This is a genomic window from Azospirillum aestuarii (assembly GCF_016632405.1).
In the GTDB taxonomy this organism is placed as follows: domain Bacteria; phylum Pseudomonadota; class Alphaproteobacteria; order Azospirillales; family Azospirillaceae; genus Azospirillum; species Azospirillum aestuarii.
Window position 1 is genome coordinate 91,955 of record NZ_JAEPIV010000018.1, and the last position, 14,438, is coordinate 106,392.

The window sequence follows — 14,438 nt, forward strand, 5'->3', positions numbered from 1 at the left end:
CATCCCTGCGGCGCGCGACGGTATCGGCAATTCAAGGTAGATGAGCGTGACGGCCGTCACTACTGGTGAGAAATGTTCTGCGGCAGGAAGACGCATGACGGGTGTCGGGTGAAATGATTTTCTCTTTGAGCGCGGGTGCCATGTCGTCAGCGGTATTCCGGCCGCCGGGCCAGCCCTTCCTTCAAGTGCTGGATCAGCAGCCGCACCTTTGGCGACAGGTGGCGCTGCGGCGGGTAGACGGCCCAGACGGCGGTGTTGGGCGGGCGGTGGGCTTCCAGAAGAGAAACCAGCCGGCCCGCCGTCAGATGCTCCACCACGTAGTAGTCGGGCAACTGGCACAGCCCGAAGCCGCGCAGCGCCGCGTCCAGCACCGCTGTGCCGCTGTTGCAGCGCCAGCGCCCCTGCGGCCGGAACAGCCACTCCGGGCCTCCATCCTCCAGCGATCCCGCGTCGAAGGTCCAGCCGTCCGCGGTGCCGGTCAGGCAATCGTGCTCGGCAAGGTCGGCCAGCCGGCGCGGCGTCCCGCGCCGCTCCAGATAGGACGGGGCGGCGCACAGATGCATGACCCGCGGCGCGATCCGCGTGGCGACGAGGCTGGAATCCATCAGCCGCCCCAGCCGCACCGCCAGATCCACCCCCTCGTGCACCAGATCCAGCCGGCGGTTCGTCAGCTCGATCTCGACGCGGAGCTGGGGGTAGCGCTCCAGAAAATCGTTGACCAGCGGAACCACGAACCGCTCGCCGTAGGCCACCGCGCAGGTCAGCCGCAGCAGGCCCTTCGGTTCCGCCTGGAGGTCGCTGACGGCGAGCAGCGCCTCGTCCCGCTCCTCAATCAGGCGGCGGCAGTGGGCGAGCAGGGAGCGGCCCGCCTCGGTCAGCGTCACGCTGCGGGTGGTGCGGTAGAACAGGCGGGCCTGCAGCCGGTCCTCCAGCCGCGCCACCTGCCGGCTGACCTGCGAGGAGGAGATGCGCAGCCGCTCCGCCGCGCGGGAGAAGCCGCCGCACTCGGCCACCGCCACGAATTCGTCGATGCCATCCCAGCGGCTCACCCGTCAGCCCCCCTTCCGCGCCGATTATCCCCATACGGCAACAATCCTCTCCAACATTGCAGCGTTGTCAACGCGCGCGGGATGCTAACGTCGATCATCAAAGAAACGCGAACGCATGGAGACGGTGGGATGGTGAAGTCACGCGCGGCGGTGGCCTGGGAAGCGAAGCGCCCCCTGGAGATCGAAGAGGTCGAGGTCGCGGCGCCCAAGCAGGGCGAGGTCCTGGTGCGCATCGTCGCCACCGGCGTCTGCCACACCGATGCCTACACCCTGTCCGGCATGGATTCGGAGGGCGTGTTCCCGGCCATCCTGGGCCATGAGGGCGCCGGCATCGTGGAAGAGGTCGGGCCGGGCGTCACCTCCGTCCAGGTCGGCGACCATGTCATCCCGCTCTACACGCCGGAATGCGGCAAGTGCAAATTCTGCCTGTCCGGCAAGACCAACCTCTGTCAGGCGATCCGCGCCACCCAGGGCAAGGGCCTGATGCCGGACGGCACCAGCCGCTTCACGGTGAAGGGCCAGCCGGTGTTCCATTACATGGGCACCTCCACCTTCTCCGAATACACGGTGTTGCCGGAGATCGCGGTCGCCAAGATCAACAAGGCGGCTCCGCTGGAGAAGGTCTGCCTGCTCGGCTGCGGCGTGACCACCGGCATGGGCGCCGTGCGCAACACCGCGAAGGTCGAGCCGGGTTCGACGGTGGCCGTCTTTGGCCTGGGCGGCATCGGCCTGTCGGCGATCATCGGCGCCGTCATGGCGAAGGCGTCGCGCATCATCGGCATCGACATCAACCCCGACAAGTTCGAGATCGCCAAGCAGCTCGGCGCCACCGACGTGGTGAACCCGCAGGACTACGACCGCCCGATCCAGGAGGTTCTGGTCGAGATGACCGACGGCGGCGTCGATTACAGCTTCGAGTGCATCGGCAACGTCAAGGTGATGCGCGCGGCGCTGGAATGCTGCCACAAGGGCTGGGGCGAGTCGGTGATCATCGGCGTCGCCGGGGCCGGGGAGGAGATCAGCACCCGCCCGTTCCAGCTGGTCACCGGGCGCGTCTGGCGCGGCTCCGCCTTCGGCGGCGTGCGCGGCCGGTCGGAACTGCCGGATTACGTGGAGCGCTACCTGAAGGGCGAGTTCGAGCTGGACACCTTCATCACCCACACCATGGGGCTTGAGGACATCAACGAGGCCTTCGACCTGATGCACGAGGGCAAGAGCATCCGCTCCGTCATCCTCTACAACCCGTGAGGACCGGATGGATTCGCAACTGACCCAGATCGCGGCGAACCGCTGCTTCGGCGGCTGGCACAAGCGCTTCCGGCACCGCTCCGCGGTGCTGGACTGCGACATGGTGTTCGCCGTCTATCTGCCGCCGCAGGCCGAATCAGGCAAGGTGCCGGTGTTCTACTGGCTGTCCGGCCTGACCTGCACGGACGAGAACTTCATGCAGAAGGCCGGCGCCATGCGGATGGCGGCGGAACTCGGCATCGCCATCGTCGCGCCGGACACCAGCCCGCGCGGCCCCGACGTGCCCGGTGACCCGGACGGCGCCTGGGACTTCGGGCTGGGTGCCGGCTTCTACGTCAACGCGACGCGGGAGCCGTGGGCCAAGCACTACCGCATGCACGACTATGTGGTGCGGGAGTTGCCGGAACTGGTCGAGGCGGAACTGCCGGTGACCGACCGGCGCTCCATCTCCGGCCATTCCATGGGCGGGCACGGCGCGCTGGTCTGCGCGTTGCGCCATCCGGGCCGCTACCGCGCCGTGTCGGCCTTCGCGCCGATCGGCAACCCGGCGAGCGTGCCCTGGGGCGAGAAGGCGTTCGAGCGCTTCTTCGGCACCGATTACGCGGCGTGGCTGGAGTGGGACAGCTGCGCCCTGCTGGGCCGCGCCACGGAGAAGCTGCCGATCCTGGTGGACCAGGGCGACGCCGACAGCTTCCTGGAGAAGCAGCTGAAGCCGGAAAACCTGCAGCGGGCGGCGGAGGCGGCGGGCCACCCGCTGACCCTGCGGATGCAGCCGGGCTACGACCACAGCTATTTCTTCATCGCCAGTTTCATCGACGACCATCTGCGCCACCATGCGGCGGCGCTGCTGGCGGACTGACGCGTTTTGTCCCGCCATACGGCCCAACCGTTCCCGGAATGGGCCGTATGACGGGACAGGACACCCATACGTATCGACAAGCCTCCTACCCAAAGGCATGATTTCGTTACGACGCGAAATAAATGGGAGGTTGTCGTGAAGTTCATGTCCAAGACCCGCCGTCTGGCCTTCGCCGCCGTGGCGGGCGCGGTCGCCATCGGCGCCACCGTCGCCGTGGCGCAGAGCCCGGCTTTCTTCCGCATCGGCACGGGCGGCACCGCTGGCACCTACTATCCGGTGGGCGGCCTGATCGCCAACGTCATCTCCGGCACCAACGGCGGCGTGCCCGGTCTGGTGGCCACCGCCGTGGCCTCCAACGGCTCCGTCGCCAACATCAACGCGATCAACGGCGGCTCCTCCGAGTCGGGCTTCTCGCAGTCCGATGTCGCCTATTGGGCGCACACCGGCACCGGCCTGTTCGAGGGCAAGGGCAAGGTGGAGGACCTGCGCGTCATCGCCACGCTCTATCCGGAAACCATCCATCTCGTCGCCCGCAAGGACGCCAACATCAAGTCGGTCGCCGACCTGAAGGGCAAGCGGGTGTCGCTGGACGAGCCGGGATCGGGCACGCTGGTCGACTCGCGCATTGTGCTGGCCGCCTTCGGCCTGACCGAGAAGGACGTGAAGGCGGAGTATCTGAAGCCGGGTCCGGCGGGCGACCGTCTGCGCGACGGTGCGCTGGACGCCTACTTCTTCGTCGGCGGCTACCCGACCGGCGCCATTTCCGAACTGGCGACCTCGTCGGGCATCTCGCTGGTTCCGATCACCGGACCGGAAATCGACAAGATGCTGGGCCAGTACCAGTTCTTCGCCAAGGACACGGTTCCGGCCAACACCTACAAGGACGTTCCGGAGACCCAGACCATTTCTGTCAACGCCCAGTGGCTGACCAGCGCCAAGCAGCCGGACGACCTCGTCTACAACATCGTCAAGACGCTCTACAACGAAAAGAGCCGCGCGGCCCTCGACGCCGGTCACGCCAAGGGCAAGCTCGTCACGCTGAAGAACGCCACCTCGGGCCTCGGCATCCCGCTGCACCCGGGTGCGGAGAAGTTCTACAAGGAACAGGGCGTCCTGAAGTAAGGCGCCTCTGAACACGATGCACCGGGCGGGGCCGTTCCGGCATGGCGCGGCCTTTTCCCATCCCCATTCCTGGGGTCATTCCCTCCTTCCCATCTTGGGTTGGAGGGTTTTCGGGTTTGAGGGGACATGAAGCAAGCCCCCGGCCTCGCCCGATTCATTCTGGAGCATCCATGACCGATACCCATCGCGACCCGCCGCCCGACATCCGGCTGGAGTCCGCGTCCATGGAACTCGACGAGGCCAAGGCGCGGGAGCTGGAGGAGAAGTTCGACTCCGAAATCCGCTTCCGGCCGCTGTCGCCGCTGGCAGGACAGCTGGTCGGCGGCCTGCTGATCATTCTGTCGCTGTTCCACTACTACACCGCGGGGTTCGGCCTTCTGGCGGAGATGGAGCACCGCGGTATCCATCTGTCCTTCGTGCTGGGCCTCGTCTTCCTCGTCTTCCCCTTCACCAAGCGCGGCTACGGCGAGCCGGTGGCGGGCACGCTGCTGCGCCCGCTGGGCATCGGCCTCCAGGATTGGGCGCTGGCCATCGGCGCGGCGGTCGCGGTGATGCACGTCCCGCTGATTCCGCTCGACGATCTGGCCTTCCGCGTCGGCAACCCGACCACCACCGACGTGATCCTCGGCTCCATTCTGATCATCGTGCTGCTGGAGGCGACCCGCCGGTCGGTCGGCTGGCCGCTGCCGATCATCGCGTCGATCTTCATGCTCTACGCGATCTGGGGACCGCAGATGCCGGGGCTGCTGAAGCATCCCGGCGCCACGATCTCCCAGCTCGTCGACCACCTGTACCTGACGACGCAGGGCATTTACGGCATCGCGCTGGGCGTGGTGGCGACCTACGTCTTCCATTTCGTGCTGTTCGGCGTCTTCGCCACGCGCATCGGGCTGGGTCAGCTGTTCCTCGACTGCGCGGCCTGGGTGGCCGGGCGCTACGCGGGCGGTCCGGCCAAGGTCGCCATCTTCGGATCGGCGCTGTTCGGCATGATCTCCGGCTCATCGGTCGCCAACACGGTGACGGTGGGCTCGCTGACCATTCCGGCGATGAAACGGCTGGGCTACAAGCCGCATTTCGCCGCCGCGGTGGAATCGACGGCCTCGACGGGCGGGCAGATCACCCCGCCGATCATGGGGGCCGCCGCCTTCCTGATGATCGAGTTCCTGGGCCTGCCCTACACGACGATCATCCTGGCGGCCATCGTCCCGGCCTTCATGCATTTCTTCGGCGTGCTGGTTCAGGTGCATCTGGAAGCCAAGCGCAACGGCCTGCGCGGCCTGCGCCCGGACGAGATGCCGGACCTGAAGGAAGCCTTCCGCCGCGACTGGCCGACGGTCATCCCGCTGGTGGTGCTGATCGGCATCCTGATCGCCGGCTACACCCCCTATCTGGCGGCCTTCTGGGGCATCACCCTGTGCATCGCGGTCGGCCTGCTGAACCCGCGCAAGCGCATGACCATCCGGGAGGTTCTGGACGGCTTGCGCGACGGCGCCAAATACGCGCTGGCGGTCGGCGCCGCGGCCGCATCCGTGGGCATCATCGTCGGCGTGGTCACGCTGACCGGGGTCGGCTTCAAGATCTCCTACATCGTCACCTCCACCGCTGGCGAGATGGCCGGGGTACTCGGCGCCTTCCTGCCGGGCTGGCTGGCCGACGTGAAGGGGCTGACGCTGCTGTTCACGCTCGTCATGACCGGCATCGTCTGCATCCTGATGGGTTGCGGCATCCCGACGACGGCCAACTACATCATCATGGCGACCATCGCCGCGCCGGCGCTGGGGCTGCTGGGCGTGGCGCCGATCGTCGCGCACTTCTTCGTCTTCTATTACGGCGTGCTGGCGGACATCACGCCGCCGGTCGCGCTGGCCGCCTACGCGGCGGCGGGCATGGCGGGAGCGGACCCCTTCAAGACTGGCAACACAGCCTTCCGGCTGGGTCTGGCGAAGGCTCTGGTGCCCTTCGTCTTCGTCTTCTCGCCGTCGCTCCTTCTGGTGGCGCCGGGCTTCACCTGGCCGGACTTCCTCATCGCCTTCTTCGGTTGCATCGTCGGCATCGTCTGCCTGGGCGCCACGCTCACCGGCTGGCTGCTGACCACCATGCGGACCTGGGAACGGGTGCTGCTGGGGTTTGCCGCCATCCTGCTGGTCGCGCCGGAGCTGTATTCGTCGCTGCTGGGGTTGGCGCTGATCGTGCCCGTCCTGCTCCGCCAGATGTCCGCCCGCCGCCTGACGCCGGAAACGGCCTGAGCCCCGAAGCCGCCTGACAAGAACAACCGGTCTCTTCGAGAGGACCCGATCATGAACATTCCCCATCCCTACCTGATGTTCCTGGGCGATGTGCAGGACCAGCTCGGTGCCAAGACGGCGCAGGGCATCGTGGACTGGCGGCGCGACTGGTGCCTCGGCCAGATCCGGCTGGAGGGCTGCAAGGCCGACCTCGGCATTCCCGATATGACCATCGCGGAGGCGGCGGGGCAGGGCGCCCGCACGCTGGTGGTCGGCGTGGTGAACGCCGGCGGCGTCCTGCCGGAGCATTGGACGAGCGTCATCGTCCAGGCCATCGATGCCGGCATGGACGTGGCCAGCGGCCTGCACACCCGGTTGGAGAGCATTCCCGCCATCGCCGAGGCGGCGGCGCGTCATGGCCGCCAACTCTTCAACGTGCGCCATTCCGACGAGCGCTTCGCCACCGGCAAGGGCACCAAGCGTCCGGGCCGGCGGCTGCTGACCGTGGGCACCGACTGCTCCGTCGGCAAGAAATACACCGCGCTGGCGCTGGAGAAGGAAATGCGCGCCCGCGGCATGGACGCGGATTTCCGCGCCACCGGCCAGACCGGCGTCTTCATCTCCGGGCGCGGGGTCGCCATCGACGCGGTGGTGGCGGACTTCATCTCCGGTGCTGTCGAGTGGATCGCCCCGGCGGCCGATCCGGCCCACTGGGACCTGATCGAGGGGCAGGGCTCGCTCTACCACCCGTCCTTCGCGGGCGTGTCGCTGGGGCTGCTGCACGGCGCCCAGCCGGACGCCTTCGTCGTCTGCCACGAGCCGACCCGGACCACCATGCGCGGCGTGCAGCACCCGCTGCCGTCGATCCAGGAGGTCATCGACCTGACCATCCGCTGCGGGCAACTGACCAACCCGGCCATCCGCCCGGTCGGAATCGCCATCAACACCAAGGCCTATGGCGAGGACGAGGCGCGCGCCTGTCTGGAGGCGGCGGCCAAGGCCCATGGCCTTCCGGCCAGCGATCCTATCCGGTTTGGCGTAGGCGAAATTATTGACCGTCTGACGGAAGAATTTGCCACTGAGTAACGTTAATAGGGGATGATCATGGTGCCGATGGGCGGCACGAAGCACAGCCGCCCATCGTCCTATGAATGATCGCCCGCCATCCCATTCAGCCGAGTTGGATCGCGGGTCCGGCCTTCCCACTTGGACATGATGAGCAGCCGCACTCCCGCCACCCAATACGCCGCCCTTCCTTTCCGCCTTCGCAACGGCCGGCCGGAAATCCTGCTGGTCACGTCACGGGAAACCAAGCGGTGGATCATCCCCAAGGGGTGGGCGGAGGAGGGCGTGAAGCCCTGCGCCATGGCGGCGCGGGAGGCCTACGAGGAAGCCGGCGTGCGGGGCACCGTCGATCACCGGCCCTTCGGCAATTTCCGCTACATGAAACGGCTGAGCGTCAACAAGTCGGTCCTGTGCGCGGTGACCGTCTTCCTGTTGGAGGTCGACGAGGTGCTGGACGAGTGGCCCGAGAAGGGCCAGCGCGAGCGCCGTTGGCTGACGCCGTCCCAGGCCGCCCTGGCCGTCGGGGAAAGCGGCCTCGTGGAGATGCTGCTGCGGCTGGGCATTCCGCCGGACTGAACCCGTCCGGCGGGGCTTACCGCTCGGGAGCGGATGCCCCTGGAACCTCCTCGTTGGCCCGATGGTACCCTCCGGACCGGTTGGTGTCCGTCCCGGATTGGGGATGGACAGGCTGCTCTTCCGTGCTTGGGGAAGGATGCTGGTTGACGGCCAGCGGCCCGCTGAACAGGCCGCGGATCACCGTGTAGAACACCGGAGTGAAGATCAGGCCGAACAGGGTGACCCCCAGCATCCCCATGAACACCGCGGTGCCCAGCGACTGGCGCATCTCCGCCCCCGCCCCTTGCGCGATCATCAGCGGCACGACGCCCAGGATGAAGGCGAAGGACGTCATCAGGATCGGGCGAAGCCGGGTGCGCGCCGCCGCGACCGCGGCCTCGAAGCGGTCCTTCCCCTCGAACAGCTCGTTCTGGCGCGCGAACTCGACGATGAGGATAGCGTTCTTGGCGGCCAGCCCGACCAGCACGACGAACCCCACCTGCGCCAGGATGTCCACCGCCAGCCCGCGCATCAACAGCCCGGTCACCGACGCCAGGAGACACATCGGCACGATCAGGATGACCGACAGCGGCATCGCCCAGCTCTCGTACTGCGCCGCCAGCACCAGGAAGACAAAGACGACGGACAGCCCGAACACCAGCAGGCCGGTGTTGCCAGCCGCCTTCTCCTGATAGGCCAGTTCGGTCCATTCGAAGCCGAAGCCGTCCGGCAAGGTGTCGGCCGCGGCCTTCTCCATCGCCGCCAGCGCGAAGCCGGTGGAGAAGCCGGGCAGCGTGTTTCCCTGAAGCTCCGCCGCCGGATACAGGTTGTAGCGGGCGACGCGGTAGGGGCCGGTGATGTCCCGGAACTCCGCCACCGCGCCGATCGGCACCATGTCGCCCTGCGCGTTGCGGGTCTTCAGATTGGCGATGTCGCGCGGGGTCTGGCGGAACCGCCCGTCGGCCTGCGCGGTCACCCGGTAGGTGCGGCCCAGCAGGTTGAACTCGTTTACGAAGGAGGAGCCGACATAGATCTGCAACGCCTCGAACACCTGATCGGCGGTGACGCCCAGCATCTCCGCGCGCTGGCGGTCGATGTCGGCGAAGACCTTCGGCGTCTTGGTGTTGAACAGCGAGAACACGCCGACGAGGCCCGGAATACGGTTCGCCGTGGCGGACAGTTCGTTCACCGCCTCTTCCAGCGCGGGCAGGCCGCGGCCCCGCTTGTCCTCGACCATCATCTTGAAGCCGCCGGAATTGCCGATGCCGCGCACCGGCGGCGGCGGGATGGTGATGATGAAGGCGTCCTCGATAGCGCCCAGCCGGGTCCTCAGGTCGCCCAGCACGGACTCGGCGGTCTGGCCCTTCGGGATGCGGTCGGCGAAGGGGGCGAGGGTGACGAAGATCGCCCCGGCGTTCGGCGCGTTGGTGAAGGTGGCCCCGTCGAAGCCGGCGAAGGGCACGGCGTGGATCACCCCCGGCGTCTTCAGCAGCGTGTCCACCGCGGTGCGCACCACCTCGTCCGTGCGGGCGAGCGACGAGCCGGGCGGCAACTGCACCACCGTGATGAGATAGCCCTGGTCCTGGTTCGGGATGAATCCGGTCGGCGCCCGGCTGAACTGCCACGCCGTCAGGGCGAGCAGCACGCCATAGACCGCCAGAACGATCACCGGCAGCCGCACCAGCCGCCCGGTCAGCCCGGCATAGCCGTTCGACAACCGGTCGAATCCCCGGTTGAAGCCGCGGAAGAAGGCGTGGACCGGGCGCGTCAGAGGTGAAGGCTTGGGCGGGTGCTCCTCGTGCGGCTTGAACAGCAGCGCGCACAGCGCCGGGCTGAGGGTCAGCGACACCAGGCAGGAAATCACCGTGGCGGTGGCGATGGTCACCGCGAACTGGCGGAAGAACTGGCCGGAGATGCCGCTGACCAGGGCCGCCGGGATGAACACGGCGGTGAGCACCAGGGCGATGGCGATCAGCGCGCCGCCGACCTCGTTCATCGTCTCGTGCGCGGCGTCCTTGGGCTTCATGCCCTGGCGGATGAAGCGCTCCACATTCTCCACGACGACGATGGCGTCGTCCACGACGATGCCAATCGCCAGCACCAGCCCGAACAGCGACAGCGTGTTCAGCGAATAGCCCAGCGCGGCCAGGACCGTGAAGGTGCCGATCAGCGAGACGGGAATCGCGGCGATCGGCACGATGGAGGCGCGCCACGTCTGAAGGAACAGGATGACGACGACGACGACCAGCGCCACGGCCTCGAAGATCGTCTTGTAGACCTCCTCCACCGACTGCGCGATGAACTCCGTCGGGTTGTAGACGACGTCGTAGCGCATCCCGCTGGGGAAGCCCTTGGACAGGTCCGCCATGGTCGCCAGGATGCGGTCGGCGGTTTCCAGCGCGTTGGAGCCCGGCCTCTGGAAGATGACCAGCGGCACCGCCTGCTGGCGGTCCAGATAGGCGTTCAGATTGTAGTCCTGCGCCCCCAGCTCGACGCGCGCCACGTCGCGCAGGCGGGTGACCGCGGAGCCCTCGGTCTTGACGATGATGTTCCCGAACTCGCGCGGGTCGGTCAGGCGGCCCAGCGTCTCGACGTTGAGCTGGAAGGCGCCGGGGGTCGGCACCGGCGGCTGGTTGATGACGCCGCCCGACACCTGGACGTTCTGCGCCTGGATCGCCCGCACCACGTCGCCGGCGGTCAGGCCGCGCGCCGCCACCCGGTCGGGGTCGAGCCAGACGCGCATGGCGTAGTCGCGGGCGCCGAACACCTGGATGTCGCCCACCCCGTCCAGGCGCGCCAGCACGTCCTTGATCTGCAGCAGCGCGTAGTTGGACATGTAGAGCTGGTCGCGCGTTCCATCCGGCGAGTTCAGATGGATCACCATCAGCATGTCGGGCGAGTTCTTGCGCACGGTCACGCCGATGCGCCGCACGTCCTCCGGCAGGCGGGGCTCGGCCACGGCGAGGCGGTTCTGCACCAGCACCTGCGCGGTGTCCAGGTCGGTGCCCAGCTTGAAGGTGATGGTGAGCTGGAGCCGTCCGTCGCTGGTCGCCTGCGAGGCCATGTAGAGCATGTCCTCGACGCCGTTGACCTCCTGCTCGATGGGGGCGGACACGGTGTCGGCGACCACCTGCGCCGACGCGCCGGGGTAGGTCGCGTTGACCACGATGGTCGGCGGAGCGATCTCCGGATATTGCGCGACCGGCAGGGTCAGATAGGCGAAGATCCCGATCAGGGTGATGAAGATGGACAGGACCGCCGCGAAGATCGGCCGGTTGATGAAGAAGTGCGAGAGGTTCATGGCCCCGGCTCCGCTCAACCGGCCGGCGGCTTCGGCGGCTCGATCCGTCCGGCTTGCGGGGTCACCTTGGCGCCCGGCCGGGCCCGGACGAGGCCGTTGATGATGACCTTGTCCGTCTCCTCCAGCCCGGAGCGCACGACGCGCAACCCGTCCTCGATGGGGCCGAGGCGCACGGGTTTCGGCACCACCGTCCCGTCGTCGGCGACCGTCAGGACGATCTTGTTGGCCTGATCGCTGACCACGGCCTGATCGGGAATCAGCGTGGCGGTGTAGCGGTCGGACCCCGGCAGGCGCAGCCGCCCGAACTGGCCGGGCGTCAGCAGCAGCGACGGGTTGGGAAAGACGGCGCGGGCGCGGATGGTGCCGGCACCGGGGCTGACCTGATTGTCGATGAAGTTGAGCGTGCCCTTCAGCGGCCAGCTCTGCTCGTCGAACAGGCGGCCTTCGACCTCGATGCCGCCGTCGCGTTGCGACTTCAGCGCGCCGCGCGCCGCCGCCCGCTGGTAGGCGAGATAGTCGGACTCGCTCATATCGAAGGTGAAGTAGATCGGGTCGAGCGAGACGATGGTGGTCAACAGGGTCGTCGTGCTGGTGTCGCCGCCAACGATGAGGTTGCCGACGCTGACCTCGCGCCGGCTGATGCGGCCGGCGATCGGGGCGGTGATGCGGGTGAAGTTCAGGTTCAGCTCCGCCGTCCGGACGGCGGCCTTCGCCACCTCGACCCCGGCGGCGTCGACGCGGACCTGCTGCTGGCGCTCGTCGAACACGCTGGCCGCGACGTTGTCGCTGCGCCGCAGTTCCGACGCGCGGGCGAGCTGCCGGTTCGACAGGTCCAGCTTGGCTTCGGCCTGCTGCTGCTCCGCCTGCGCCGAGGCCAGCGCCGCCTCGAACGGGCGCGGGTCGATGACGAACAGCGGATCGCCCTGCTTGACGAGTTGGCCGTCCTGGAAGGCGATGGAGTCGAGATAGCCGCTGACCCGCGCCCGGATCTCCACGAAGTCCACCGCCTGGAACTGGCCGGTGAACTCGTCCCATTCGACGATCTCCTTGCGCAGCGGCGGGCTGACCGTCACCGGCGGCGGAGCGTTATGGGCGGTCTCGGCGGCGTAGCCGGACGAACCGGCCACCCATAGGCCGCCGATGGCCGCAAGGAGTATCGCCGGCCCGGCTTTCATCCAGGATGCGGCCCTGCTGATCCCCACCACCATCATGGTCGCCCCCGCTCCCGCTGCCGGAACATCGATGGTTGCATGGATCGGCGGCGTTCCCCAGCGCGCGAAAGCTGCGGCCATCACCCTTTATAAAAGGGAAGCGGAACGCCGAGCGCCCAGCCCGGATGGGGTCAAATGGCGTTGCCGGTCATCTGCATGCTTGCCCGTCCTTGTTTCGCGTTTGCGTGCCCCGTCGGCGCGCTTGCAGGGACTCTACGACCGGAGCGGGGCATGGCGGAAATATCATAAGAACCCGCAGATCATGCCCCGCCCTCCATCACCGCCGATCAGGCCGGAAGGGCAGGCGCCTTGGGGAAGTCGAGGTCGGTTCCGATCAGGTTGTTGGCGTAGTTGGTCAGGATGCCGCCGACGGTGTTGGCCAGCACCTCCAGGATGGTGGCGTCGTCGAGCCCGGCCGCCCGGACGGCCTCGAGCACCACCGTCGGGACGCGCCCACGGTTGTCCACGATGGACCGGGCCAGCGTCACGATGGCGTTCGTGCGCGGCTCCTCCGGCTGGCCGGCGCGCGCCGCCAGCACCTCCGTCTCGCTCAGCCCGACGGCCTTGCCGCTCAGGCTGTGGGCCGACAGGCAGTAGTCGCAACCGTTCGCCTGCGCGACGGCCAGTGCGATGCGCTCCCGATCCTTGGCGGACAAGGCGCCTCCGGCCAGGGCGCCTGTGACGGCGAGATAGCTGCCGAGCGCCGCGGGGGACTGGGCCAGGGTGGCCAGCACGTTCGGCACCTTGCCGATCTTCGCCTTGATGGCGGCGAGTTGCGGGGCGACGGCGGCAGGCGGGTTGCTGCGGTCGACGGGAATGATGCGGGCCATGGACGTCTGTCCTTGATCGGTGAGGCGACCCGATGCCGCCTCGACATGGGCGGAGAATAGCCATACGCTCAGCAACAGATCGTCCGAGTTTGTTTGCAGATCGTCCGAGGAACCCGCCATGAACCAGCCGGACCGTTTGGCCGCCGCCCTGCAGCGTGTGCGCATCGCCGCGCGGGTGTTTCACGCCGGCGGCTTCTGCGGGACGGGCGCCGTGCTGGGCGAGCGCGCCGGGGGCCACCTTCACCTGCTGCGGGGTGGGCGTCTCGGTCTGGAGAGCGGACGGGGACACCCCCTTGAGGTGATGGGGCCTGCGGCCATCCTCCTGCCGCGGGCACACCGCCACCACCTGACCACCGATGTCGACGGGCGGAGCGAGGCGGCCACGGTGGACCTCGTCTGCGCCGACATCGACCTTGGCGGTATGCGCAACCCGCTGGAGCACGGATTGCCCGACGTCATGGTCGTTCCGCTCGACCAGGCGCAGCCCCTGGCCGCGGTGCTGGAGTTGCTGTTCGACGAGGCGGAGGGGCAGGGCTGCGGCCGTCAGGTCGTCCTGGACCGGCTGGCGGAGGTCGCCATCGTCCATGTGCTGCGCCATGCCATCGACCGGGCGGAGGGCCGCACGGGATTGCTGGCCGGTCTGGCCCATCCTGCGCTGTCCCGCACGCTGGTCCGGCTGCATGAGCAACCGTCGGCGGCCTGGACCCTGGAGCGCATGGCGGACGAGGCCGGCATGTCGCGCAGCGTCTTTGCCGAAACCTTCGCCGAGGTGGTGGGCATGACGCCGGGCCTTTATCTGCGGAGCTGGCGCCTTCAGTTGGCGAGAGCCCGGCTGGACGAGGGGGCGACGCTGAAGCAGGCGGCGCGCGAGGTCGGCTATGCCAGCCATGCCGCGCTGTCGCGGGCCTTGTCGGGAAACGTGTCGTAGAAGGTTGGCCCGCGGGTGGGGCCTCCCGGAAGCGAGGCACGGCGC

General features: G+C 68.1%; 11 protein-coding genes. 7 read left to right on the forward strand and 4 right to left on the reverse strand.

The window, feature by feature from the left end; genetic code table 11:
* Positions 1-146: 146 nt before the first annotated feature.
* Complete coding sequence (locus JJL56_RS23830) at positions 147-1,049, reverse strand: LysR substrate-binding domain-containing protein (RefSeq protein WP_200486540.1); 903 nt, start codon at positions 1,047-1,049, stop codon at positions 147-149.
* 132 nt (positions 1,050-1,181) lie between these two features.
* On the opposite strand from JJL56_RS23830, the gene JJL56_RS23835 reads away from it, so the two are divergent.
* From JJL56_RS23835 to JJL56_RS23860, 6 genes are all read left to right on the forward strand, one after another.
* Positions 1,182-2,297, forward strand: coding sequence for an S-(hydroxymethyl)glutathione dehydrogenase/class III alcohol dehydrogenase (locus JJL56_RS23835; protein WP_186453007.1), 1,116 nt, complete (start codon positions 1,182-1,184; stop codon positions 2,295-2,297).
* Positions 2,298-2,304: 7 nt separating this feature from the next.
* On the forward strand, positions 2,305-3,156 hold the full coding sequence (fghA, locus tag JJL56_RS23840) for an S-formylglutathione hydrolase (RefSeq protein WP_145627374.1): 852 nt from the start codon (positions 2,305-2,307) through the stop codon (positions 3,154-3,156).
* Positions 3,157-3,300: 144 nt separating this feature from the next.
* Positions 3,301-4,278: a TAXI family TRAP transporter solute-binding subunit gene (locus tag JJL56_RS23845; protein ID WP_211110690.1), complete on the forward strand. Its 978-nt coding sequence runs from the start codon at positions 3,301-3,303 to the stop codon at positions 4,276-4,278.
* 170 nt (positions 4,279-4,448) lie between these two features.
* Positions 4,449-6,524, forward strand: a complete 2,076-nt coding sequence (locus JJL56_RS23850) for a TRAP transporter permease (protein WP_200486541.1) — start codon at positions 4,449-4,451, stop codon at positions 6,522-6,524.
* 51 nt (positions 6,525-6,575) lie between these two features.
* Positions 6,576-7,589, forward strand: a complete 1,014-nt coding sequence (dgcN, locus tag JJL56_RS23855) for an N-acetyltransferase DgcN (protein ID WP_145627369.1) — start codon at positions 6,576-6,578, stop codon at positions 7,587-7,589.
* 129 nt (positions 7,590-7,718) lie between these two features.
* A complete protein-coding gene (locus JJL56_RS23860; protein WP_094304876.1) occupies positions 7,719-8,144 on the forward strand; it encodes an NUDIX hydrolase in 426 nt (141 codons plus the stop codon).
* A 16-nt stretch (positions 8,145-8,160) separates the two neighbouring features.
* Here JJL56_RS23860 and JJL56_RS23865 read toward each other — a convergent pair whose 3' ends face one another.
* The 3 genes from JJL56_RS23865 to JJL56_RS23875 form a co-directional block, all read right to left on the reverse strand.
* On the reverse strand, positions 8,161-11,424 hold the full coding sequence (locus tag JJL56_RS23865) for an efflux RND transporter permease subunit (RefSeq protein WP_200486542.1): 3,264 nt from the start codon (positions 11,422-11,424) through the stop codon (positions 8,161-8,163).
* 14 nt (positions 11,425-11,438) lie between these two features.
* On the reverse strand, positions 11,439-12,716 hold the full coding sequence (locus JJL56_RS23870; RefSeq protein WP_247891214.1) for an efflux RND transporter periplasmic adaptor subunit: 1,278 nt from the start codon (positions 12,714-12,716) through the stop codon (positions 11,439-11,441).
* 206 nt (positions 12,717-12,922) lie between these two features.
* On the reverse strand, positions 12,923-13,465 hold the full coding sequence (locus JJL56_RS23875; RefSeq protein WP_200486543.1) for a carboxymuconolactone decarboxylase family protein: 543 nt from the start codon (positions 13,463-13,465) through the stop codon (positions 12,923-12,925).
* A gap of 118 nt (positions 13,466-13,583) precedes the next feature.
* On the opposite strand from JJL56_RS23875, the gene JJL56_RS33745 reads away from it, so the two are divergent.
* Positions 13,584-14,393: an AraC family transcriptional regulator gene (locus JJL56_RS33745; protein WP_145627365.1), complete on the forward strand. Its 810-nt coding sequence runs from the start codon at positions 13,584-13,586 to the stop codon at positions 14,391-14,393.
* Positions 14,394-14,438 lie beyond the last annotated feature (45 nt).